Annotated in this window: 16 protein-coding genes; 8 read left to right on the forward strand and 8 right to left on the reverse strand. The window is 40.0% G+C overall.

What is annotated here, in order from left to right; all coding sequences use genetic code 11:
- Positions 1-29 precede the first annotated feature (29 nt).
- The 8 genes from J2X77_RS21025 to J2X77_RS21060 all read right to left on the reverse strand — a co-directional run bounded on the left by J2X77_RS21025 (position 30) and on the right by J2X77_RS21060 (position 12592).
- Entirely contained in the window at positions 30-1883 is a 1854-nt protein-coding gene (locus tag J2X77_RS21025) for an alkaline phosphatase (protein WP_293879523.1), read from the reverse strand.
- Positions 1877-3397 carry a RagB/SusD family nutrient uptake outer membrane protein gene (locus J2X77_RS21030; protein ID WP_209578698.1) on the reverse strand — a complete coding sequence of 507 codons (1521 nt, stop codon included), beginning with the start codon at positions 3395-3397 and terminating at the stop codon, positions 1877-1879. Before J2X77_RS21030 ends, J2X77_RS21025 begins: the two co-directional genes overlap by 7 nt.
- Positions 3398-3450: 53 nt before the next feature.
- On the reverse strand, positions 3451-6795 hold the full coding sequence (locus J2X77_RS21035) for a TonB-dependent receptor (RefSeq protein ID WP_310082338.1): 3345 nt from the start codon (positions 6793-6795) through the stop codon (positions 3451-3453).
- A 67-nt stretch (positions 6796-6862) separates the two neighbouring features.
- Entirely contained in the window at positions 6863-7810 is a 948-nt protein-coding gene (locus J2X77_RS21040) for a FecR family protein (protein WP_209578697.1), read from the reverse strand.
- Positions 7811-7908: 98 nt separating this feature from the next.
- Positions 7909-8436 (reverse strand): RNA polymerase sigma factor, encoded by a 528-nt coding sequence (locus J2X77_RS21045; RefSeq protein ID WP_293879525.1) that lies wholly within the window; start codon positions 8434-8436, stop codon positions 7909-7911.
- A gap of 127 nt (positions 8437-8563) precedes the next feature.
- A complete protein-coding gene (locus J2X77_RS21050; protein WP_310082340.1) occupies positions 8564-10027 on the reverse strand; it encodes a hypothetical protein in 1464 nt (487 codons plus the stop codon).
- 368 nt (positions 10028-10395) lie between these two features.
- Positions 10396-11487, reverse strand: coding sequence for a DKNYY domain-containing protein (locus J2X77_RS21055; RefSeq protein WP_293939492.1), 1092 nt, complete (start codon positions 11485-11487; stop codon positions 10396-10398).
- Positions 11488-11521: 34 nt separating this feature from the next.
- Positions 11522-12592 (reverse strand): S41 family peptidase, encoded by a 1071-nt coding sequence (locus tag J2X77_RS21060; protein ID WP_293939494.1) that lies wholly within the window; start codon positions 12590-12592, stop codon positions 11522-11524.
- A 575-nt stretch (positions 12593-13167) separates the two neighbouring features.
- Here J2X77_RS21060 and J2X77_RS21065 point away from each other — a divergent pair.
- The 8 genes from J2X77_RS21065 to J2X77_RS21100 all read left to right on the forward strand — a co-directional run bounded on the left by J2X77_RS21065 (position 13168) and on the right by J2X77_RS21100 (position 24842).
- Entirely contained in the window at positions 13168-14907 is a 1740-nt protein-coding gene (locus J2X77_RS21065) for a hypothetical protein (RefSeq protein ID WP_310082342.1), read from the forward strand.
- A 10-nt stretch (positions 14908-14917) separates the two neighbouring features.
- A complete protein-coding gene (locus J2X77_RS21070; protein WP_310082343.1) occupies positions 14918-18415 on the forward strand; it encodes a DEAD/DEAH box helicase in 3498 nt (1165 codons plus the stop codon).
- A gap of 16 nt (positions 18416-18431) precedes the next feature.
- A complete protein-coding gene (locus J2X77_RS21075) occupies positions 18432-19121 on the forward strand; it encodes a hypothetical protein (RefSeq protein ID WP_209578689.1) in 690 nt (229 codons plus the stop codon).
- Positions 19105-19758: a hypothetical protein gene (locus tag J2X77_RS21080; RefSeq protein ID WP_310082344.1), complete on the forward strand. Its 654-nt coding sequence runs from the start codon at positions 19105-19107 to the stop codon at positions 19756-19758. The genes J2X77_RS21075 and J2X77_RS21080 overlap by 17 nt, the downstream gene beginning before the upstream one ends.
- A 7-nt stretch (positions 19759-19765) precedes the next feature.
- Positions 19766-20527, forward strand: a complete 762-nt coding sequence (locus tag J2X77_RS21085; protein ID WP_209578687.1) for a hypothetical protein — start codon at positions 19766-19768, stop codon at positions 20525-20527.
- 108 nt (positions 20528-20635) lie between these two features.
- The gene (locus J2X77_RS21090; RefSeq protein WP_293886544.1) at positions 20636-21010 is read left to right on the forward strand and encodes a hypothetical protein; all 375 of its coding nucleotides are present in this window, start codon (positions 20636-20638) and stop codon (positions 21008-21010) included.
- A 124-nt stretch (positions 21011-21134) separates the two neighbouring features.
- Complete coding sequence (locus J2X77_RS21095; protein ID WP_209578685.1) at positions 21135-21452, forward strand: hypothetical protein; 318 nt, start codon at positions 21135-21137, stop codon at positions 21450-21452.
- Between the two features lie 138 nt (positions 21453-21590).
- Positions 21591-24842 (forward strand): TonB-dependent receptor, encoded by a 3252-nt coding sequence (locus tag J2X77_RS21100; RefSeq protein WP_310082347.1) that lies wholly within the window; start codon positions 21591-21593, stop codon positions 24840-24842.
- Positions 24843-24975 lie beyond the last annotated feature (133 nt).

The raw sequence follows: 24975 nt of genomic DNA on the forward strand, positions 1-24975 counted from the left end.
TTTTGCGTTGTCTGAAGGCTTACAATCGATTATTTCAACCGATACGCTTGAATAATCTTTTTAAAAACTGCTGTATTGTTGTAGATGCCAATAAAGTTTTGTGCACCTGGGCCATAAGCAAAGACAGGTACCATAATATTGGTATGGTCATCGCTGCTGAAATTGCCTCTGACAGTTCCTTTTTTATAATTGGCATCCAATAATGATAGCCCACCCGTCTCGTGATCTGCAGTGACAATGACAAGCGTCTCACCATCTTGGTCTGCAAATTTAAGAGCTTCTCCCACAAGCCTATCAAAGTCATGCTGCTCGGTAACAACATAGGGAAGATCATTAGCATGAGCGCCATAATCAATTTGTGCGCCTTCTGCCATGATAAAAAAGCCATTGTTATTTTTAGACAAAAGCTCAATCGTTTTTGAGAGCGAAGTTTTTAACATTTCTCCCCGTCCGTCGAGCACTCTTCTTGTCGCAGATTCAGCTAGCAGTACCAGCTGTTTGCCCGATGTCGCTTTTTCAAAGTCATCTAAATTTTGCTGAAGCTGATAACCTTTTTCAGTCAGTTGCTGCATTAATGTATTATCCTTGTTTTTTACAAAGCTTTCGCGACGCGAACCCACTAAAATATCCACATGACTATTTTTGAAATCTGCTGCAATTTCCTCCGACATAGTCCGGTCGATCTGGTGCGCATAAAATGCCGCAGGAGTGGCATCTGTAATATCTCCGGCACTGATGATGCCGCTTTTGATCCCATGCTGAGCGAGTGTATCTGGAATCGAACTGATCGGTTTGCCATTGGCGTCCACACCGATGTACCTATTATTTGTTTTGTGTCCGGTAGCCAAGGCTGTCCCTCCTGCAGCAGAGTCGGTAAAATCCGAATTAGAAGCTTCTGTGCGCGAAAGACCGATATACTTCATATTGATGATATTAGATTGGCCAAAATTGGCACTTAAACCTGCCTGTATTTGGGCCAAACCCATCCCATCACCGATGAGTAAAATAACATTCTTGACCTTGCTCGTTGCACCATCATTTTTATAGGTTGGCTGATAGGGAGCGTAGGCCTTTGGATTTGCGTATTCGACTTTGGCATTGTTCAGATAGAAATTCTTGAGTGCCGTAGGGTGGTCTGTATTGATCCAGTCAACCCCCATGTGGCCAAGCTCCTTCCAGCTGTTGGGACTGTCTTTTGTCGCCCAGAAGCGAAAAGGTTTTCCCAATTTATGCGCTTTGTCTATCACAGATCTCATTTTTTCAAGGTCGGGTGGCGTAGGTGTTCCTTTACCATTCCAGACAGAATACTGCTTAATATCCTGACTGATCATCCCGATATGTTTGAGCTGTGCCGGCGTATAGTCTTTTTCTGGCCGACCATCAAAATAGATCATCGATGGATAATTTTCAAACTTTTCGGGCGGTGGGATTTCACCGCTGACGACAATTTTAATGGCGGAAGGATTTTTCTGCTGATCGAATATAGATTCGTTGCCTTTCAAATCGGCCAATAATTTAGCCAATACCTGTTCGTAGTTTTCCTTAATATCGATTACCAGCTGTAATGTTTGTTCAGGCTTAGCATAGGGCCTATTGCCATTTTCCTTGAAGAAAGTAACCAAGGGATCGATGTAAAGTTTTTTTAACGTCTTCCCTGCTTTGATTTCGCTGCTTTCATGGGCAACGTAAAGCTCTCCGTCGCGATAGAAGACGTCTGCTTCTATTGATCCCATTCCTGCATAGTAAGCCTCTAATAGTGGGATTTGCTGTTTGTAATCATTATGACTATGTCCTGCATTGGCAGTCAGTTTCTGCTGAGCAGAAACCGACTGAATGCTTAGGCCGGCAAATAGCAGCCACATGAATTTAGTGTTTTTTACCATCCTGCATTTTGTTTAATGACACCAGCACTGTTGTCGATCTCGCGTTGTGGAACAGCCCAAACATCATGTACTTGCGGATTGAAATTTCTAGCTGGCCAAATGACAGCACCGTCGAAATCGTGTAAAGGTTTGGCATAGGTCGCTTGCGCATCACCCCATCTGACCAAATCACGGTGACGGTCTGCCCATTCACCCGCAAGCTCATTGCGGCGTTCGCGTTTTAGATCCATAAGACCCATTCCGCTTTTTGCCAACAAGCCCGCTCTTTTACGGATTTTATTTAATTCAGTATCACCGGCCCCAGCACCATTTAAATTAATAGCAGCCTCAGCTTTAATCAATAATACTTCGGCATAACGCATCAAGGGTACATTGAGATCTGTTGTTCCGTTGTCGCCATTTGGATTGACGTGTGTAGGAATCGGGTTGGCGTATGAAAATGGTTCCATATACTTTTTAAACTGATAGTTTGAAGTCGCTCCACCATCTTTTGTAAATGTACGTTCTGCGCCAAAAAACTGGAATTTGTCGCCCGGTTTTAAGATGGTTGCTTCACGACGCAAGTCACCTGTTTCAAAAGAATCGTAAAGTTCTTTTGTCGGTAGATAGTAGCCCCAGCCATTGTAGATTCCCCAGGCCTTGTTGGTCAACATCACACCGGGAAGTTTGCTGCCCCAGCCAGTACCACCACCATTTGGCGTACAGACCACCGACCAGATATATTCTTTGGACCAGTTGTTGGCGGCTTTAAACACATCCACAAAATTGGTCAATAATTCATGTTTGCCCGAACTGATCACCATATCCGCGTACTTCGCCGCATTGGTATAATCCTTTTTGTACAGATATACTTTTGATAAATAGGCCCATGCTGCAGTTTTGTGCGCTTTACCGTAATCGGTATCCTTCATTTCCGAAAAATAAGGAAGGTTGTCGGCCGCTTTTAATAACAGTGAAATGATGTAATCGTAGTTTTCGTTAACGTTGTTGGCTCTGGCTACCGGAACGGAAGCATCTGTTTCAGGAGTAACAATAGGCACACCTGCCTTGTCGTTACCATAGTTTGCCGCTAATTGAAAATAAACCAGACCTGCATTGAAATAGGCATCGCCAATGATCTGTTTTTTTCGCGCTTCATCCATGCTGATATTGGGAACATGGGTAATAATATCATTGGCCCTTTTTATAATCGCATAACGCATGCTCCATTGCGATTCGGTATAACCACCGCCGATGTAATTGCGGTTGAAGTTTTTGATATTGTCGGCTTCGGGCTTGTTACGTCCCGTCACCATGTCGTCACTGGCATTAATAAACCAAAACATCCCACGACCGTAATAATCCTCTTCATTATACTTTTCGTACATCCCGGCTTCTGCTTTGATCGCGTCTTGTTCCGTTTTCCAGAAATTCTGTGCGGAGGGAGAGCCCTCTGGTGTTATATCTAACTGTTTATTGCACGATACAAAAAGCGCTACTGCTGCTATTGCAAGGTATTTTACATTTGTTTTCATCGTTTTATTTTTTTAATGGCTGATGAGTATACATCATCGGCATTTTTTTAAGATTAAAAATTGACATTTAAACCAACAATAAAGCTTCTGGCTTGTGGGTAACGTCCCACGTCAAGACCATTGTTATCCATTCCAATCTCGGGGTCGAAACCTGTATATTTCGTAATGGTGAATAAGTTATTGGCCGTTGCGTATATCCGCACTGTGCCCATCTTAAATTTATTCGCAATTGATTTTGGGAGGGTATAGCCTAATGTGACGTTACGAATGCGGAGGTAAGAACCATTTTCGATGTAAAAATCGGACGCATTAAAATTGCCATTTGCATCTGAAGTGGAAATGATGGGCACTTTACCATTTGGATTTTCTGGAGACCAGGCGTCCAAAATGCCCGTTAACTTATTGTAAGAAGGTCCGCTTGCACTATATGTTGTTCTTTTGATAGCGTTGAAAAGCTTATTGCCTTGAACACCCTGAGCAAAAATATTGAAATCAAAATCCTTATAATTTGCATTAAAGCTCAATCCATAGGAGAAATCAGGGTATGCACTGCCCGCAAAATAACGATCTTCAGAGCCGATTGAACCATTGCCATCGATGTCTACAAATTTGAAATCTCCTGCTTTTGCATTCGGCTGAATTTTTTGTCCATTGGCATTTTTGTAATTATCAGCTTCGGCCTGGCTCTGGAAGATACCATCTGTTTTGAGCACATAGTAGCTGTAGAGCGGTTGACCAACAGTAATAGAGAGCGGAGCCAATTCATTCCTGAAATTTGTAGGCACCGCTATTGTTGATAAACCCGCATCCAATTCTTTAACTTTATTGTTCAATTTGGTCAAGGTCGCATTGATGGAATAGCTAAAGTCAGCGTTTTTTGAGCTATTGTACGTCAATCCCAGCTCAATTCCTCTGTCATTGACTAAACCCGCGTTGATCGTTTGACTATTTAAACCCGCTGTGCCTGGAAGCGATCTCGTCAAGATCATTTTATTTGTTTCTTTAATAAAGTAATCGGCGACTAAGTTAAAATGGTTGAAAATTCCTAAATCTAAACCTATATTGGTCTGTTTACTTTCAGCCCAAGTCAGGTTCTTGTTCGCTAGAATAGTTTGAACATATCCTTTTTGCAAAGCCGGTGTTTGACCAAAATAGCTTTGGGTAATGGCGAGTAGCGGGTTTACAGCCGCCGGCGACAAGCTGGCAAGATTACCTAAAATACCATAACTACCGCGTAATTTTAATTGATCTAACCAAGTTGCTGATTTTAAAAACTCTTCTTTACTGATCACCCAACCTGCTGATGCAGAAGCGTAGTTTTTAAATCTATTTTCTTTTGTCAACATGGATGAACCATCTCGTCTACCAATCAACGATAGTAAATACTTGTCGTTATAACTGTAGTTTGCTCGTAAGAATAGTGATGATATTGCTGTGGCATTCAATCCGCTTTCGGAAGGTTGGGAGGTGTTGGCATTTCCTAAATAGCGATATTGTTTAGATTCATCGTCAAATCCAGATCCTGAAGCGTATAGGCTGGTACTTTTTGTTTTTTGAAAGGTATAACCACCGGTTAGGTCAAGTTGATGTTTGTCAAATGACGTTTTGTAATTTAAAACTTGCTCTGCAAGAATATCATTTGCATCATCTGCTCGTTCCACTAGACTATTGCTCAAAACCGGTTTACCTATTTCAGGACGTCGTGGTGTAAAACTTTTATATCTAGCGTTTGATTTAGTAATACTTAAGTTGGATCTGAATGTTAAGCCTTTTGCCAATTGGATGCTAGCATAAGGGTTGACAACAAGGACATTGACTGGATTGTTGATGTCGATGCGCATCAGTTCGGCAACAGGATTAATGATGTCACCGTAATCGCCCGGAAATGGACCCGGTAGACCAGCAAAGCTTCCATCTGCATTGTAAGGAGTTCCATTAGTTGGATAATAGATGGCAGACAATAGTGCTCCTGTATAATCGCTGCTCGTGTTCGCACCATTTCCATTGGTACTGCTGTAGGATAAATTTTCACCTACTTTTAACCATGGTGTGATTTGATGTTCTGAGTTTATCCGGAAATTATAGCGCTTGGTTTTGGTATTCAATACGATACCTTCGGCGTTGCGGTAATTAAAACTCAGGTAAAAGTTAGACTTTTCGCTACCGCCATTAATTGCAGCATTGTAATCCTGTAGTGTAGCATTTCTAAAAACTTCATCCATCCAGTTTGTTTTGGTCACTAGACCCTCTGGGTATTTCGTTGGATCAAAAGCAGGAAGGATGGTCGTTCCACCATTTTTAGCAGCTGTTGCAGCTACTTGTGCCCGTTGTTCGGCATTTAGCGGTTGTAATTTTCGCCAAGCACTTTGTTGCCCTAACTTGGCATCAACGCTAATTTGCATCTGTCCTTTATTTCCTTTTTTAGTGGTGATCAATACCACACCACCAGAAGCTCTGGCACCGTAGATTGCTGCCGATGCATCTTTAAGGACCGAAATAGATTCGATATCGTTCGGATTGAGCTGTGGGGTGCCTAGGAAAATTGAACCGTCAATAACGTAGAGTACACTCTCGCCATTGATACCACCGGCACCTCTGATATTGATACGTGGCGTTGAAGTTGGGTCACCACCTTCATTCGTAACAATAACACCTGGTGATTTACCGGCCAATACTTCGCCAACACTGTTGACAGATCTAGACGATAATTTGTCAAGTGATACCAAGCTGACAGCACCTGTTAATGTTTCTTTTTTCTGCGTTCCATACCCTACGACAACAACTTCGGATAAGGTGGAACGTTCTTCGCTCAGCGTTACATTTATAACTTCATTTTCAGCAACAGAAACATCTTTAGAATGGAATCCGACCATCGAAAAGGAAAGTACGGCTTGCGGTCCTGCTTCGATTCGAAATGCTCCTTTTGCATCTGTTGTGGTTCCAGTCTGCGTACCTACTACTTTTACTGATACACCTGCTATGGCAGCTCCCAGTGTATCTCTTACAAAACCTGTGACGATCCGATCTGCTTTGATGTTTCCTTTCGTGTTCAGGATCACATAGTCCTCTTTTTCTACCGCACTGATTCCAAGTTTATTCAGGAGAGAACGAACGGGTTCAGTTTTAAAACTGCCGCTTAAGACTGTATTCCGTTCTTGCAATAGATCAGGGTTGTAAACAAAATGAAGACCCGAAAGACTTTCGATTTTGTGAAGGATCACATCGAGTTTCTCGCCCTTGCTTATGTTGATGTTTACGCTGCTTTTGTCCAAACGTTGGGCCAGGCTTGGGGAGGCCATCAATGAACTGCAGAATACTGAAGTAATCGAAAATGCGATGCAGGGATACTTCATAATCCGATAAAAAGAGAATGCTCTCTTGAATGCAGGTGTTTTCATTTTTTTGTGATAATTAGGTAATGAATTACGCATGGTGACTAAGATGTTTTAGGTAAATTTTTAAACATTATTTGTAGACTTTAAATATTTTATCTTGCTCTATCGTACTGTATTTAAGGTGGTGTAGACTACAGATGATATCCAGTATTTCTGCCGGATCTTGTGTGCTATTAAATGTGGCTGTTGTTTTTAGCGCTGAAAGCGATGTGTCTTTTAAGATAATTTCAATGTTGTAGATATATTCCAGTCTTTTTGCCACCTCTTTGAGACTTGTTCCATCAAACGCAATGGCGACGGCTGTATTTTTTTCTACTACGCTACGGGAAGATTGTGCAGTTTGTTTGCTATATCGTAAACTTTGGTTTTTGGTTAATATACCCAAGGTCTTATCTTGTTGCTGTACAGCAACCTTACCTGTAGCAACAGTGACTTCGACTTGGTCGGAAGCCTGATAGGCTTTTATCCGAAAAGAGGTTCCCAATACTTTAACCGCTAGCTTGGATGCAAGCTGTACCTGAAATGGGCGCTGCTCGTCGTGGGCAATATCAAAGAAGGCTTCCCCTTCAGTCAGTGCTATTTCACGGATATTTCCCTCGAATTTACTTGGATAGCTGATTTTTGAAGAGGGTTCCAGGTTAATTATCGAACCATCTGCCAATACAATCTTTTTATGTTCATCTGCAAGGGTCGTCGTGACGAGCTGTGTAGAGGCTGCGATAGGTTGATTGTTCACTGTCCAATAAACGAGTCCTGCCGAAACAATCATTAAAATAGTAGCTGCAATTTTGAAAAGGGAAGAATAGCGCAGCGAAAGCCGTTTACTTTTATTTTCTGAAGTGGCTGATTGGATGTTGCTCAGCAATTGCTGACGCAGTGCGGTTTTGCGTTCCTGCGGGATTTTTTTGTCAGTATTATCCAGTTGAGCATACCAATCTTCAACTTGTCTGATTTCAGCGGCGGTAGCCTCTCCATTTAAATACCTTTGCAGTAATTGCTTTGCTTTTTCTTCTGTCATTTGAATACATGTCACTTCAAATGGGAGATGGTACTAGCTGAAAATGTTAGGAGTATATGAATTTATTGTTAACTAATGAAAAAAGATCGAAAGGCTAGTTAAGAAAGACTTTTTTTGAGCAGTTTCATAGCTGAGGTAAGCTGGTTTTTAACAGTTTGTACGGAGACATTCAGCTCGCTGGCAATTTCTTTGATCGATTTTTCTTGCTTTCGGCGCATGGTGACGACCAATCGCATACGTTCGGGAAGTTGCGTTAAAGCTTCTTCAACTTTTTGCTGTGCATCTTTAAGGATCAGCAGGTCATCGGCTGAATCTGCATATTGCTGGTTCATTAAAGATGCTAGTTCGGCTTTATGACCACCTTTAACCGTCGTACTCCGAAAATGGTTGATGACTTTAAATTTTACTGCACCATGCAGATAGGCTGCCAAACCGCCAGATATGATGACTTGTTCACGATTTTCCCACAAGGAGATAAAAATTTCCTGAGTGATGTCTTGAGCGACATTTTCGTCACCTATTTTCTTAAAAGCGGCATCAAATATGGCTTCCCAGTACAAATTAAAAATCTGTTCCATGGCAAAGTGATCACCCTGCTTCAATGATGCTATCAGTAATTCGCTCACAAGATCAGTTTTAGTTGGACAAAGCTACTAACTCAGTATTCCTTTAAGGTTAATAAATCTTAAAGCATATATGTTGTCTGGTATAAATTGATCTTGGTAATTTTTGCTGAGATTGAGCGGTATATTTTTATTCTTTATATTCCTTGCCCGTAGCAATGTCAATAAAATAGCCTTCGTCCCGATTGCGCTCATTTTTATGTTGTACCCACCCGTTGGGATTGATGGTCATGTAGCTTTTGTTGCCGATTCGTTGTTTTGTCTTGTTGTTGTATAAAGTACAGCGACCATCTTTATGGTCCTGTAATGCAAAGATTTGTCGTTTACCATCTAAGGTTTCGATATGTTCGAAATCGGGGTTTATATCCCAAGTCTTTGTACTTGAATTCCATAGGCCTTTTGTGGGTTCTAGATCACCTCGTTTTACATCAATTAAATAAAGATCTTCTGATGAATCGACATATTTTATTTTTCCGGTCTTCCAATTCTTTTTCATGGCATTCGAGGTGAGTAACATGTGTTTGTCTGGCCAGACCAAATTACCCACCTGATCCAGGATATAGAAATTCGGGGCTTTGATGGTGTCTAATAAGTTGCCATCTTTATCCATATATAGCCAATCATAAGCCCAGATCGCATGATCGTAGTTAAATCTGCCTAGAATAAAATAGGGCGAATTAGTCACCGAATAAACTAAGGATATTTCTTTTAGAAAGGCAATCTGTGTCGTATTGGCTTGTCTAATTTGTTGTGGAAAAGCTTTGTCGTATTGTGGAAAGGCATATATGCTACCTGTATTATTGTCTTTTAGTAGTTTTGGGATTGCTGGACTGTAGCGCTCCTGATTGATGGAATCGAGCTGTATAATCTTATTTTTCCAAAGTAGGTCTATTTTGTCTATGCCAGTCAAAGCAGATAAAACCGGTTTCTTGCTTTGGACATCATGGATAGCAAAACTGTTTGTTGATGCTGGAATATAACGTCCGTTTTCCAAGGGCACTTCAATGTGTTCTTCTATTTTCTTAAGTTTTTGATCTTTTAGTAGATATAGGTTTCCATTGAGGATCAGATGCTTATCGTCTAAGGGGTAAGCCGCAAGATTATATTCGTTTTCATCGTAAGGAATGTCTTTCTTTAACAGAACCTGATTACTTTCCAATACCCGTATTTCTAGTTTTACATAGGTGCCTGTTTTCTTGATATAGCTGCTTAGGATATTCCAGTCCCACTTCCAAAAGGGTAAATTCTTTTCATATTCCTGGCGTTTCATTACGAGAGTCAGCTGTTCGAGCTCTAAGAGCTGTAAATCTGCGTCGGAATAATGTTCGATAAATTCACCTTTGCTGTTAATGATCCCCGTTTGATCCTTTTCATTGGCTACCAGTGCATATCCTGTGGACGTGAAAGGCTGAGCCCAATGGAACTCTTGGGATAGCTTCTTATGGAATGCGCTGTCGACATAGACAAACTGCTTGTTTTTGGTTTGATAGGGAATCCATTTAACCCGGTCATTTTTTGTGATTATGGCGGATTCCTGTGCACATGCTGTGATACATAGCATAGCTGTTATACTTAGCAATAATGATTTGATCATCCTTTTTTTTCTATAAATTGGACCTACTTGTTTGCAGCTCGCATGTTATTGCAATTGCTCTCGTTGATCGAGCCGAATGCGAATCGTACACGCGCTGAAACGCGTTGGTTTCGAAGCTAAAGTAGTGGAAAACAAGCTTTAGAAAAATAGCCGATTTCAGTGATTATCTTGGCGGCAATCAGGGAAGATTTAGTGTAATGAAAGTGAAATAGAATACCGCATATTGTAAGTTATAGCCTGTTGGCGTGTAATATTGACCGTTCATTGGACAGATGATATCGGGAAGGAGCAGCGCTAATTTTGGGGTTGAGCCGATTAAATTGGTTAATCGGCTCAAATTTTGCTTATTGTTGAGCCGATTAGTGTGATCACTTTTTAGTAACCGGAACCAAAATAACCTCCCCTTTGTCGGTTTGGTACCAGTATTTGTTGCCTAGGTCATCTTCGAAATCATGGTTTACTCGCGACTTATCAACCTTTCTGAAGCTTTTTACATCAGGGCCATTGAATATTTTATTTCCAATGAAAATGTGGTTCGCGTCTTTTGCTACAGCGAACTTGAGAACCTCGAAGGTTTTCGGATCTGCTTCAGCAAATAATCGTTGCTCGTAATAGACATGATTTTTGTCGCGCGACCAAAGGACTTTTCCATTTGCCCCTTCCAATAGCTCGAAACTTTCGGCATCGACCGCTGCATATTCAAATTGCTTACCCGAGATAATCACCAATTGGTCAATGATTACTGTCTTATCATTAAGGAATTTTATGTTGTTTGACGAGGGAAGTTCGATCTCCAGTATACCGATGTTTTGATAAGGCTCGTAGTAGAGCAGTATTCGGTCATTCAGTAGTAGATAGGCTATATTGAGAGACTTAACGTTCTCTGTTTTATAGTGGAGCGGAAGAATCGCTTTGTCTGTTACTACGAAAAGCTGATTTTTATCTTTTACAAAATTACTGTTAACTACGTTGAATGAAGCATAGTCGACGTTCAGCGGTTGATACCTATAAAAGTAATGTGCTTTATCTTTAGCTAGTGCTGGAAGTTTATGATATAACGTTTTATAAGTCGCAGGATCGGCACCTTCGATAATGGTGAGCTGATTTTGGCTACAAGATGAAGTAGCCGAAGCAAAACCTTCAAACTTGAATACATGCTCCTGATCGATTGGAATGTTGTTTTTCAGTTGAAAGGTCTTTACATCGACCAGCTCTTGCGGGCACCCCATAAAATAGACGCGATCTTTATCGCGGGCATAGACCTCTTTGATCACAGCAAAACTTGCCAGATCTGCAACCATCTTTCTCGAGCCTCGTTCAAAGCCGTTTCCGCCCGGTATAAAATAAATCGCACCGCTCTTTTTGTAGTAATCTTCAGACAAAGGACTCACTTGCTCTTTGCAGGAAAAGAGCAGACCTATCAAAGCACTTATTATTCCCATTTTTAAGATATTTTTCATACTCGCCAACGTTATACCTTATCGCAATTATTGATTATTCATTGATGTAACGCACCGCAAAATCGATCCAGTCTGAAATGGATTCATCCATATAGATATCGGGCTGTATACCTATATTGTCAATCGGATATTGCGGTAAACGGGTAGATCGGTAGGTCGGCAAAAGGAGCTGGTAGTTGTCGCAACCAAATTTGAATTCACGTATAGAGCCATAGTCAAGGGCGCCCATGCTCGGGGTTCCCATGATTTTTACTTTTTTGCTCTGGCGGGAACTGAATAAAAAATTCTCTGCTGAACTGGCTACGTTTCTATTGGCTAGGATAATGACCTGCTGCGGACTTTTTTTATTAATAGCAATCGTATCTATGATTACCTTCTTGTCACCATACAGTACAAATTTTCCGATATTCTCCCTGTATTCCCGAAGATCTTCGTCAATTCTTTTTACTTCATTCAGAGAATCCTGCTTGATATTCTTGATGGCATAATCACGCAAACCATTGATTAAGGTCTGTGTCGCAAAAAACTCAACACTCATAATTCGGATGGGATTAGTTAAGATGTAAGGCAACAGCGGCTGGTATACATCGTCCGTTCCACCACCGTTGTTTCGTACATCTATAATAAGTCCTTTACTGCTTTCGATCTTTTCTTTGTTTTTTTCGATCAGCTCTTTGAAAGGGGCTATGTTTTCGTACCCGAAGCTTGAGATCTTAATATAAAATATATCGGGACTGATCGATTTTGAACTTATTTCCTCTTCTGGTTCTACCTTTGGGTTTTCGGTACTTGTCTGTGGAGCATTTTTCTTTTTGGAAAGATCATCTAAGACAATGTGTTCATCGTGGAAGAAGTCAAGATATTCCTGCAAAAGTTGCATGCAGGTCCAATTTGAAACCAGCAAGCTTTTCTTTGTCAATATATTTTTTTTAACTTGGTACAGGTCCTTATTCTGCTTGGTTTTTTCTGGAAAACCGGGGTACTCGCTCTCTATTTTTACAATTAATTGCTTAAGTGCCTGTGAGCAGTTGCAGGTGGTTTGACCATATATTGGTCGAACAAAGAAAACAAGACAAAAGATGAGGAATAATTTGGTATTGGTCATGGATATTGTTGTTAAAATTAATGCAATTTAAGAAATAGCGTATTTTCTGATAGCTTAAAAATTGAATAGCCTAAAAATAATAGAAATATATAATTGGTTCGTGAGTTGTTTACAATTCGCAGCATAAATTTATAATTTGTAAAAGCTAGAAATAAATGGTCATCTGTCTATGTACAGGCTGGTATCCTTTATTTAAAATTTTAATGATAAATAATATTTTGATTTGGTTTTGTTTATTTATATATTTGTATATATAAACTATATTAATGTATTCTATTTTGTTTTTCTTTTAATGGGAAAACAAAGTGTTTTCTCTGTCTATATTGCCAGCGACGGTGAAACACTTTTTCGCTAAATGAATGATTTGAATACATGTTGATTTAAATGCTGGTATTTCCTGAAAAGCCAAGGGGCGAACGTCTATATGTAGTAATGTGTTAACCCCTCTTTAGTCTCCTTGGTTGTAATACTGTTTTTTTACAATAAAGTATTGATTATTTGCAATAATGATCTGTAACAGTCTGATCTGTTGGAGTAATTTATTGTGCCAAATTTTTAATCTTAAATCATTTAGTATGGAAATTAATAGCCAATTAATTATCGATCGGCTTTCTCAGCGTATGGATCTCGATCGTGCCTATCTTTTTAAATATCAGTTTCTCGGTCAGGATCATTATCATTTGCTTCTTGCGCTCAAGCATGTGAGCGGGCTTTCACCGAAGGTATTAAAGCCTATTGTGGAATTATGTTTAATGGACCAGAAGAATATTTCCTTTGAGCTGGTTCCAATTGCTGAAATGCTCAGTAAAGTCAAAGTGGGTAGTCTGTATTATTCCTATGCCTCCCTACCTGAAAATACTGTTCATCAGGCTAGTAACAAAAAGAACCCACCCCTTCAGGCGAAAGAACTAAAAAGTGTTCTAGAAATAGCTGATGAATATTACCAGAAGCTCTTGCCTATTTCAGCGGGATTCCTACAGGGGGCTGAAACATTTGGTCAACAGGGCAACTATCAAAGGGCTATATTTATGTTACATCAAAGTATGGAAAACCACTTGCGTTTTTTACAGCTAATGATTGACGGAAAAGCCAATAATGTACATCATGTTAATAACAGAATTAAAAGCGTCAATGAGCATTTTTCCATGTTAAGGGAGTCCCTTGTCGGAAAGGATGAGGAAGAAAAGAAACGTTTTAGATTATTGGACAGTGCCTTTGATGCGGTGAAACAAAACAAGGATCTCGAAATCTCCGCCTTTGATGCCTCCTGGCTTTATGAGCATTGCAAGTTTGTTCTTCATACGATTGAACAGCTGTACTTGAGTTTTATGGAAGGCCTTAAAACGGGCTATGAAAAATTGTTGGCAAAAGAGCAACAAAAAGTCGTAAATAAAAACGTCGAAGTTGTAGCAGGTAATCTGGGGGCGAAGGAGACTACATTATCGAGTACTACGGCCTCGCAGTTTCATGCATTTCCTTGGCCGGAGCGGTATGAGACAGATATACTTCATGTGCTGGCTCAAATTCGTCAGGAGAATAATCCCGAACAAATGATGCTGCTCAATTATTACGTCAGCGATGCACATGGGAAAGGACTTTTTCATTTTCCTGCGGTGGAAAATGAAAAGGCAGAAATATACCTTGCAGTAATAAAAAAGAAAATAGGTCACTGTCATTTTCGAAAAATCGTTTATGGTAGAGTTACTGCAATTGTAGCTTTTATGAGTACAGATTTCCTGGCAACAAAACTGGATCTAGGCAGCCGTTTCTCACATACCATCTGGAATGAATCTGTTGTTGTTTACCGTCGTCCGAGTTATAAACCGAGGTATTCCGTTTCTCCGATCAATTGGCATGATACATTGTTTAAGACATCTATTTCATGGACACGCAATTCAAAACTCATGCAGGATCTGCTGGGTGTATTTGCTTTTGAAGGACTTGCTAGTCCACAATTGGCTGTATTATTTTTAAATCAATTGACATCAATTGGACTATACAGTTACCTCTACCTACGGGTCGGTTATGCCCCAATGAATGTGACTATAGCCGATCTGGTGGACTGGACCTGTATCTGTGATAAAAAGGTGAAAGAATTTTTTACAATAAGAAGTGAGGTGGAGGAAATATTGAATGCAGAGCTGTTAAAACACATGAAAGGGCGGGTCTATGAGCTTCCTGCACAATTGGCTCAGCTTGATATGGACTACTTTAAGTCAAAAGCGAAGGAAATTACGGATTTCTTTGTCGATCTCTGCGATCAGAGCATACGGTATATGGAGTTGAAATCGGAGGTTAAGTCCAATAAACAATAAAGGAGGATTTATGGAAAATAGTGTTGAAAATCTGGAGTTAGTAACAGATGTTGTTCCGATTATACCTGACAAAGAGAAGAATAGCTTTATTATTCCTTGGGAAAACCAAGAGGATCTTTATATTTCATCAGACTACTTTCTTAAGCGCTATAAAGGAGAAATACCACTGACGGATTTTCAGCTTTATAGTTACAGCGTTAGGATAATCAAAGTCAACAAGTTTAAATGGCCATTTTCTCTAAGAAGAGACGGAAATTATAAAAACAAAAATCTCAAAATTGATCTCGAGATCCGAGAAATCGGATTGAAGGTTAAGTGCGATTGTAAAAAGCGTCATGATAGTCTGTGTGATTATGTAATTATTGGACTTTATCGTAAGTTTTTAGTCAGTAATAAATTCTTACATGATTTATATGCAAAAGATATTGCCATCCTACCCGAAAGTCAGCATAAGTACTTTCAATTGGGTATTTCTAGGCTATATTACCGCAAGGACAAGGTTTGTATTGAAAATCATAATCAATTTGGTCAGGTATATAATTATTTCGACCACCAGGAGCTTGAATCGGAATTGCTAGATGCAGCATCTGAAAACCGATGGATGGAACAGCATGAGGCGCCTTTTCCGAATTTTATGTATGTTATTCCTAGAGAGCGTCAGGTGGACGGACTACCCTTTTTAATACCTTTTGAAATAAACAGTAAGATAAATTATTTAGGAGAATTTGGTAATAAGTTGGCGAATTTTGCTGATAGTGATGTTTTAAAAATCGATTTATGTCGTAAGATTTTAGCTTTTTCCAAAAGTCCACAAAGACAATTAGGGGATAGGGAAAAAGATGAGATGCGAAATGACGCTGATCGTGTGGAGAAGGATATTATCATCAGTGCTTGGCGTAAACTTTTGGAAGGAAAATCGGATCAAAGATTACGTGTTGCTTTTGTCGATAGAAATAATTTTAAAACTACAATTGAAAACTTCAAATATCCATCCAAATATCGTACAACGTATCGGAATGTGATTTTGGCGGGCGATGATCTTAGTCTGAAATTTCATTTGAAAGAAGGCAGCGATCACCTGCTTCTATCGTTAATTCTTGTCTACAAAGGAGAGGAGTTGAAAGACTATACATCCGAATGTCGGTCCAATTTCTTCTTTATCAATCTAAATGAAGACGAGTGTCTTTTTGTTGATAATCTTCAAAAGGAGTTTCTATTACGTTTCTTTTACAGTATTTCTACTAAAATAACGGTGTTAAAGCGGGACTATGAAGACTTCTTTACGCGTATGTTGATTCCATTGTCAACATCCTTTCACATAGACCTTGAACCTTTAAACAAGGATACAGTTTTTATTTTTAATACCGCTCATCATGTGCCTCAATTTAAGGTTGTGGTGGAGAAAGACGACGATGATCATTTAAATTTCGAATTGAAAGCTACGCTGAGTGAAAAGGAAGAATATGTAATTCCATATGGAGGAAACTTGATTTTAAAACCGGAAAATGGAACCTGCCTGTATACTGAGCGAGATCTTGTTGGCGAGCATGAGTTTAATACCTTTATTGAAGCTCAGTTGCCAAATTTGAAAAGCTGCACCAATAGAATGGTTAAGCGCTTGGAATGGCAGGCGCATAGCAACAGAAATAGACTGTATGAATTTATAAAAAAATGTAAGAGCAAGGGGTACAAAACTATTCTGAACAATATTTCAAAGGGAGCTTATTTGCTGCCACACCAACTGAAATGGGAAGTATTGGATATTCGTCAGGACAATAATGTATTTTCCATTTACATGATTTTCAAATTTGGAACAACGACCTATTTACCGGGAGAGTTTGAAGAAAAGATCATAAACGACTACAGTAGCATCCAATTGGCAGATAAATCTTTCGGATATATTAAAGCCTCAGATAAAGCATTATTTGATGTCCTGTTTAAGTATGCGCTGGTTGAAACCGACTGTCTTAAACTCACTTCAGCCCAATTGCTATCTTTCCAAACACGGCTGGATCGAATTGATCCCCGTATTATTCAAAATAGCCTAGCTGAACGTCGAAAGAAACTGTTGGATACGGATGAAATAGCCCTGTTGGATGTTCCGAAAGAGATCCAGGCAGAGTTGCGCCCTTACCAACAGGCAGGATTTAGCTGGATGGTATTCTTAAGCGATTTTCAATGGGGCGGTATCTTGGCTGATGATATGGGATTAGGGAAAACCTTACAGGCAATAACGCTTTTGGAATATTTCTATCAAAATAATCCAAAAGCAGCCCCCTCAATTATTATTGTACCCAATTCCCTGCTATTCAATTGGCTGGCAGAATTTAAGAAATTTTCCCCAAATCGTCGGACAGCTATTTATCATGGACAAAAAAGGAGGGAAATCACAGAAATAGAGAACGAATCCATCTTGATTACGACCTATGGAACAGTTATGATGGAGCTTGATTTTCTTAAATCCCAGTCCTTTAGTTACATGATTTTAGATGAGTCGCAGGCGATAAAAAATCGTAATTCAAAAAGATTTAGATCGCTCACTGAGCTAAAATCCTGCTATCGCATAGCGATGACAGGAACACCTATTGAAAATGGCGTGGAGGATATCTATGCACAAATGAGTATGGTCAACCCGGGTTTTTTTGGAACTTATGGCAATTTTAATAATACCTATCGGGGGATCAAAGATGAAAATACAGCGCAAGAAACTGTCCTTGGCCTCCAAAAGATGATCCAACCTTTTGTCCTTCGGCGTACAAAAAAACAGGTTGCTTTGGACCTTCCTGAAAAGACCGAAACAATTCTGTATATGGATATGCTTCCGGAGCAAAGAAAGATATACGATAAGGTCAGAAAGATATTCAAGGGGGAGATTGAAAGTAATCTGAATAGCGCTGACTCCACGAAATCCAAATTTTTGGCGATTGAGGCCCTGCAAAAACTACGGCAGCTTTGCAACTCGCCCATTCTGATGAAAGATGGCGGCTTCGGTCATGAATCTATTAAATTGGATTTTATTGATGAGATCATGGATGAAGTAGCTCCAAATCATAAGATTCTTCTCTTTTCGGCGTATACTTCCATGCTTAAGCTGGTGGCTCAACGAATCGAAAATAAGGGAATAGCTTATGTCTACCTTGATGGTAAGATGAATCAAGATCAGCGGCAAAATGCGGTCGAAAGATTTCAGAACGAGGACGAATGCCGTGTGTTTCTCATTAGCCTTAAAGCGGGAGGAACCGGCTTAAATCTAACGGCTGCCGACTATGTCTATATTTTAGACCCCTGGTGGAATCCTGCTGCCGAAGCACAGGCGATAGATCGTTGTTATCGAATAGGGCAAGAAAAGCATGTGATGGCTTATAAGATTGTTTGTCGGGATTCCGTTGAGGAGCACATCTTAGCCCTTCAAGAAAGTAAAAAACGAATATCCGAAGGACTGATTTTAGATGAGGCTAATCTAATGAAATCGATCAGTAAAGATGAGCTGCTTAAATTATTTGAATAACCAATTGTACACTATAATGATCAAAAAAGTATCTCCACAAAAAGCATCCTATGGGGGAATGATGTATTCGCACGACTTTCAACTATGGTACACCTATCTAAAACGGAGGATAGAAAAGGGCTGGAGACCTGAAGAACTGTCGTTCTTGGTTGGTAGACCTGATCACGCGTATTTAGACTTTGAAAAAATGTATCAGGTGCGAAGTTTTTTGGCTCAGGAATCGATCTCACTGGATCGAATATACATGAGCTCATGCATTGAACCGATGGAATTCCATCGCGAAAGATATGAAGCTACCGAAGAACGTCTCGTCCGTCTTCATATTGAAGAGGACGAGGTCAGGTGGCATTATTCTATCGAAATTCCTTGGCAGTTTGTCTCGCAAAAAAAGTCTTCAATTGCATTGCAATTTGAGGAATGGAAAGCTGAAAAAGATATCCAACATGAATCGGATGCGATGTTACATGTACGCCAAAAGATTGAAGGGCTATTGGATCTGGAATTCTTTGTGCATGGTGCAGCTCCTTGGCAACTGTTTCGGAAAGTTAAGGAAACGGGACAGGTTCATCTCCAGATTTATCCAAGGCATTTGAAAAATGTGCTGTATGGACTCATTCAGCAAAACAGGTTGGTCGTCAGAAATGTGGAAGGAAGGTATTCTTTTTATCCGGTCGATAGAAAGGAGGAGCATGCAAAATTTAATTAATGATATTGGCAGAGAGAGATTTCGTGCAGAATTTTCTATGTACTATGCGGGGATTATTTATCTCCTGATATTAAATCGGATCAGCTTCGGATTTACTCGTGAAGAAATGGCTTTCTTAATGGGACAAAAGGAAACCTACGTTAAGGAAATGGAAGAACTCAAAATACCGGCCGGAAATCTTGAAGTTATGGTCCACCTGAATTGGGTTTTCAACATTAGGAAAGTAGATATCAGTAAATTTGATAATAAAATCAGCTATCAGTTTGAGTTCTCGATTTGGGAAGAAAAAGGTATCCGCCACTACCAAATGGAATATTTTATCAATGCCGTAGAAACCATAACTTTTTTCCAGTTAATGGAAGAAATCAGCCCCGAAGATCCAGCACAAGTTGAACAGTATACAAGTGATTGCATGGCCGTGGAACTCCTTTTGGATAAGCTTATCCAAAAAGATTGTTTTAAGAAATACAGAACGCCGCTTGAACTTTGGCGCTATACGGAAAAATACCTGGAAGAAAATATCCGCGTGAAAAGCTTGATGCGGGAACTGGTGGTGTTGGTAGGAAAGAAGGGAAGCGCACCGCTGCGGAAAACTAAAGCCAAAAGTTTTGGCTTCCGCTATATTGAACATAAATAAAAAAAATATGGAAGATATTACTGGAGTACCTTTAGAGGTACCGCGAAATTTTCGGTTAATATGCGAGCTTTTTGGCATCGCTGCACCAGCTTTTATTCAATTGTTTCTAGATCATTACTCTTTTATAGATCAAAATTTTACAGATAATTCAAGCTACAATATTGCCACTAGAGCCGTACGTTATGTCAACGATAAAATTCCTAAAGTCGATAATCCTTTAAAAATTGAATTCGAAAAGAACGAAAAGGAAATGGTGGTGAAATTATTGCGACGTCAGGTAAAATTGGCAATCAATAGAAATTATAGCACGGGCGAGCGCAGAAATAAAGGCCGTATGATCACTGCACAGATCTATGACCTTTTTGCTACAAAAGTGCGGCTTAAAGACCGCATCTATTTAAACGAAAACATATCCTTTAAATTGAGTAAGGGTTTTCTGCTGACTTGCCTGATAAATGGTGTTCATCCAGCGCATTATATCAACACCATGATGCAACAGGTATCTACACCCGACTTTTTAGCAACAATGCACTTGGATAAAGCTACCTATAATCCAGTTTTGGGACTTATTCATCGTGTCCATGATGGTTATGGAGATCTTATTGATTGGGAATATCGCCATACGCCTTTTTTTAAACGATTTATTATGGATTTACAGGAACTCAATAAACGCTATTTTTTTTATCGCGACCTCGATAAAAGAATAGCGCTGTATGAGGCCTGGCTCGATCGTATTTTGGAATCTAAAGATGAAGAGTTTGAGTTATAAATGAATTGTGGAAAGCTACTTGTCTTTTTATAAAGGAGGACTTGCATCAAAGTGGTTAGACAGGTACGATATGGATGAAGCCATTAATGACTTTTTAAATGAATAAATATGAAAACATTAGAAAATATTAAATTAACGCCAGCATTTAAGCAATTTTGCGACCTGTTCAATTTCACACCGGAAGAAGTTGTACAGGAATTTATTGATAAGATTGACATTGCTGAGTATATGTGTGATCCAATACACCCCGACCGTTGGGCTAATGTATTTGCGATGGAATATTTGATCCAATATACGCAGTCCGAAAATAGTATCGTTGAATATGGGGAATTTGCAGAAGAGTGGGTGAAAATGATGGAGACGAATGAGGGGGGAGACCTTGTCGGAAAAACAAGATCGCTATTGGATGCTTGGCATAAAAGAGTTTTAGAGGACCGCATCCATCTTATCATGAAAGGAGATGAAGGGAAGGATATAGTATAACGCTATGTTAAGTTTGATCAACCTTGTAAAATACGACGATCAAAATGTGTAGAACGAGCTAGTCAATACCAAGGTACCTATAGTGATTATAACATGCAATCAAAATGAATTGCTATATTTAATCATGCACGCAAAACCTGAACAACATAAAACATCAATAGTACCAGCATTATTCAAAGTGCTTGTTGGTACTATTGGTGTTTTTGCTATTATGACAGTTTGTTTCTATCAGAATGAACTGGATGTCGATGGCAATTTAACAGTAGGGTTTCCATGGATATTCTATAGGGAGGGAAGCGGCTATAGCCCTGATCTTAATGAGCAGGTCGGATACCATGAGTTTGAACCTCTAAATTTGATCGGCAATATTCTTTTTGCGGCTACTTTATATCTTCTGATTTTATGGATTTATAGTTTTGTTAGCAGGAAGCCTAAGCAATAAATGCTAGGTGTATTGTTATCCTTTTGTTAAGCTTTCGTAGTTTGCTAACCCGGTTTAGTTAAAAACTGTTAATGTTTTATTGACCCTGCCTTCATATAGCATTTGTAATCTTGTACCCATAAATCAAATGCGCTACTTATGAAATTTAAAGCCGACAATGTCTTTTGTTTGTTATGTGCTATCGCAGCAAGCTCACCAGCTGTTCAAGCCAAACCACTCACACTAACCTCATCGCAATTTACGCATGTACAGGGAATCGTAAAAGGTCGTGTCGTCGACGCCCAAGGACGTGCTGTAGCTGGAGCAACCGTCCAAAATTTGAAAAGTAAAAGATCTGTTCAGTCTGACGAAAAAGGAAATTTTCAGATCGAAGCCGAAATGGGCGACAACCTAAGTATTTCCTTTATTGGGTATAGCAGACTTGTGCAAGCTGTTACCCAATCCAATGGGCAGATATTTTCCTTACAGACCGATGAAAACACACTGGAAGAGGTGACCATCTCTATCGGATATCAGCGAATCAGAAAGTCGGATGTTACTGGCGCGATCGCTAGCGTTAAGGCCGAGGAACTCAATTTGAGCGCACCAAAGTTATCCCAGGCGTTGGTTGGTAAGGTAGCAGGTGTACAAGTCATGCAGACAAGTGGTGCCCCATACGATGGTACCAAAATGCGTGTCCGCGGTATGGGATCGATCAACGCTGGTTCGGATCCACTGTACGTTATTGATGGCTATCCTGCAGGAAACAATTTGAATATCAACCCCAATGATATTGAATCTATCGATGTGCTAAAGGATGCTGCTTCTGCAGCCATCTATGGCTCGCGTGGCGCCGGCGGTGTTGTATTGATCACAACCAAGCGTGGCAAGGAAGGTAAAAGTAATGTAGACTACGAAGTATTGGGTGGCTTTGGTCAGCTTTCCAAGAAAATTGATGTTCTAAATTCAGAACAGTTTATTGATCTGCTGATTGATGGTCGTAACAATTCCTATAGAGACCTGTTGGCCACGAAAGGGATCGGCTGGAGCGACAGTAGGCGCTTTGATGATAATAAAACACGTATCGCCAATGTTGGAAATGCTGGCTCAGTAAGTATTCCTGAAGATTACTATGACTTTGCGTCTGGTACAGCAAAAAAAGCGAAATACGATACGGATTGGCAGGATGCGCTATACCGTAATGCACCTTTCCAACGTCATAATCTCTCTACATATGGCGGTAACGAAAAAAATCGCTATTTCCTAAGTGGATCTTATCAGAATCAGCAGGGTATCATGCTTGGTACGGATCAGAAAGTCTTTAATTTCCGGGCCAATATCGATAGCAAAGTGAGTAAAAGACTGACCGTTGGCGCTAATGTATCGTTCACGTATAACGACAATAATGAGGTAACTACCGGACGTTACGATAGAAGTCCATCCATGGCGGCTTTGATCTATCTGCCGACGTTACCTGTTTATAATGAAGATGGGACTTATGCTAAATATCTGATGGCCGATCTTTCTGCCAATAATTATGGTATCCAGAATCCAGAAAACCCATTGGCTTATGTCACTGAGATTAAAAATAACCGTCGTGGAAAGCGTGGTTTATACAATGCTTTTGCTGATTTTTCCATTATCGATGGCCTAAATCTCAAAGTAAACGGTGGACTGTCTACTTATGACGAGAAGTATAATTATTTCCGTCCGACAAGTATATCCGATGGAAACAACAAACCGTTTTCACCGCAGGCAATTTCTGCGGCCTATGCAGATGCCAAGACAAAAAGTGAATTGGACAAATTGCTGGAAACAACGTTAAACTACAACAAAACCTTTGGTGGTAAACACCAGGTATCCGCATTATTAGGTTATTCGGCTCAACGAACAGATTACGATTATCAAGGTGTGAGAGCCAACGGTTTTAATAATAATGCCATAGGTGAAATTACCGACAAGGGTGCTGATCCATCTAATTTCCAATTGCTAAAAGACGATACGTTCAAACGCATCACCACGCTCCAGTCTTATTTTAGCCGCGTAAATTACAGCTTCGATTCGAAATATTTCCTTTCGGCATCCATTCGTACAGACGGTTCGTCACGCTTTGGACCGAACAGTAAATGGGGAACTTTTCCATCGGTTTCAGCTGGTTGGACTCTCTCCAAGGAGGAATTTTATACGGATTGGTTAGGGCAACAATCGACAGTCAAACTAAGAGCGAGCTGGGGACGTAGTGGAAATAATAATATTGGTGATTACAATGCGATATCCGTGATCAACTCACCAGCAGGTGTAATCCTTGGCGATAAAGTAGAGACCTCGTATACGGCAGGCAATCTACTCGATCCAAAATTGAGCTGGGAAACAACCTCGCAATACAACGCCGGTCTTGATCTCGGTTTGTTGAAAGGCCGCCTCAACATTATGACCAACTTCTACCTGAGCCGTTCCTTCAATTTATTATTCAACCAACCACTCTCTGCTGTATCTGGATCAACGACGATCTTGACCAATCTCCCTAATTCGAAGGTGCAGAATAAAGGCTTTGATTTACAGGTTGATGCTACGCTGATTCGTAAAAATGAATTTGAACTAGGCTTGAGCGGGAATATCAATGTAAACAGAAATAAAGTGCTCGATCTTGGCGGGGCTTCTACCATCTTGACGAATGGTGCTGAACGCTCTTACTTAACGCATATTACGCAAGAGGGAAGTCCAATTGGTATGTTCTACGGTTTTAAAGTTCTGGGTGTCGCAACTGAAGAGAATTATAAAACTGTTGCACCTTCAGCGGCTTCAACCACTCCGCTACAACCTGGAGATCTCTATTTTGAAGATGTAGACGGCAATGGTATCGTCAATGATGCAGATAAACGGGTGATCGGCAATCCACATCCTAATTTCACCTATGGCTTTGCTCTTAATGCGCGCTATAAGGCTTTTGATCTAAGGGCATCATTTAATGGTTCCCAAGGAAATAAAGTATTGGATGGCTATGATTATTACCTCTACAATATGGAAGGCTCCGGCAATCAATATGCAGATGTGGCACAACGTTACCGTTCAGCTCAAAATCCCGGAAATGGTAAAGTATACCGTGCATCACGTGGTGGTACGCAAAGTAACAGTACACGCCTTTCCGATTTTTATTTGCAGGACGGTTCATTCTTGCGGATGACAAATATTGCTTTGGGCTACAATCTTCCCAAAGGTTTGGTAGAAAAATTAACGCTTTCTGGGCTAAGAGTCTACGCTACTGTAGACAATCCATTTACGATTTCTAAATACAAAGGCTACAATCCAGAACCGGATTACAATCAGCGTGGTAATTTGACTCCGGGTGTGGATTATGGGCTTTATCCATTGGTGAGATCATATAACCTTGGCGTGAAAGTCACTTTTTAATAGCAGTATGTAGGAGCTATTTGTGCAGCGGAAATATTAAGCAAAAACCTATGTTAATAGCTTCAGTATAGTAAAATGCAGTACTATGAGCACCCTTGGGTTGCATGGACTGGTGAAAAATAAAAAAATAACA

It is taken from the genome of Sphingobacterium sp. 2149 (assembly GCF_031455655.1).
In the GTDB taxonomy this organism is placed as follows: Bacteria; Bacteroidota; Bacteroidia; order Sphingobacteriales; family Sphingobacteriaceae; genus Sphingobacterium.

Excerpts from the sequence above, each read along its gene's own strand:
- J2X77_RS21025 (WP_293879523.1), bottom strand. The coding sequence starts at position 1,883 with ATGGTAAAAAACACTAAATTCATGTGGCTGCTATTTGCCGGCCTAAGC.
- J2X77_RS21030 (WP_209578698.1), bottom strand. The coding sequence starts at position 3,397 with ATGAAAACAAATGTAAAATACCTTGCAATAGCAGCAGTAGCGCTTTTT.
- J2X77_RS21035 (WP_310082338.1), bottom strand. The coding sequence starts at position 6,795 with ATGAAAACACCTGCATTCAAGAGAGCATTCTCTTTTTATCGGATTATG.
- J2X77_RS21040 (WP_209578697.1), bottom strand. The coding sequence starts at position 7,810 with ATGACAGAAGAAAAAGCAAAGCAATTACTGCAAAGGTATTTAAATGGA.
- J2X77_RS21050 (WP_310082340.1), bottom strand. The coding sequence starts at position 10,027 with ATGATCAAATCATTATTGCTAAGTATAACAGCTATGCTATGTATCACA.
- J2X77_RS21055 (WP_293939492.1), bottom strand. The coding sequence starts at position 11,487 with ATGAAAAATATCTTAAAAATGGGAATAATAAGTGCTTTGATAGGTCTG.
- J2X77_RS21060 (WP_293939494.1), bottom strand. The coding sequence starts at position 12,592 with ATGACCAATACCAAATTATTCCTCATCTTTTGTCTTGTTTTCTTTGTT.
- J2X77_RS21065 (WP_310082342.1), top strand. The coding sequence starts at position 13,168 with ATGGAAATTAATAGCCAATTAATTATCGATCGGCTTTCTCAGCGTATG.
- J2X77_RS21070 (WP_310082343.1), top strand. The coding sequence starts at position 14,918 with ATGGAAAATAGTGTTGAAAATCTGGAGTTAGTAACAGATGTTGTTCCG.
- J2X77_RS21075 (WP_209578689.1), top strand. The coding sequence starts at position 18,432 with ATGATCAAAAAAGTATCTCCACAAAAAGCATCCTATGGGGGAATGATG.
- J2X77_RS21080 (WP_310082344.1), top strand. The coding sequence starts at position 19,105 with ATGCAAAATTTAATTAATGATATTGGCAGAGAGAGATTTCGTGCAGAA.
- J2X77_RS21085 (WP_209578687.1), top strand. The coding sequence starts at position 19,766 with ATGGAAGATATTACTGGAGTACCTTTAGAGGTACCGCGAAATTTTCGG.
- J2X77_RS21090 (WP_293886544.1), top strand. The coding sequence starts at position 20,636 with ATGAAAACATTAGAAAATATTAAATTAACGCCAGCATTTAAGCAATTT.
- J2X77_RS21095 (WP_209578685.1), top strand. The coding sequence starts at position 21,135 with ATGCACGCAAAACCTGAACAACATAAAACATCAATAGTACCAGCATTA.
- J2X77_RS21100 (WP_310082347.1), top strand. The coding sequence starts at position 21,591 with ATGAAATTTAAAGCCGACAATGTCTTTTGTTTGTTATGTGCTATCGCA.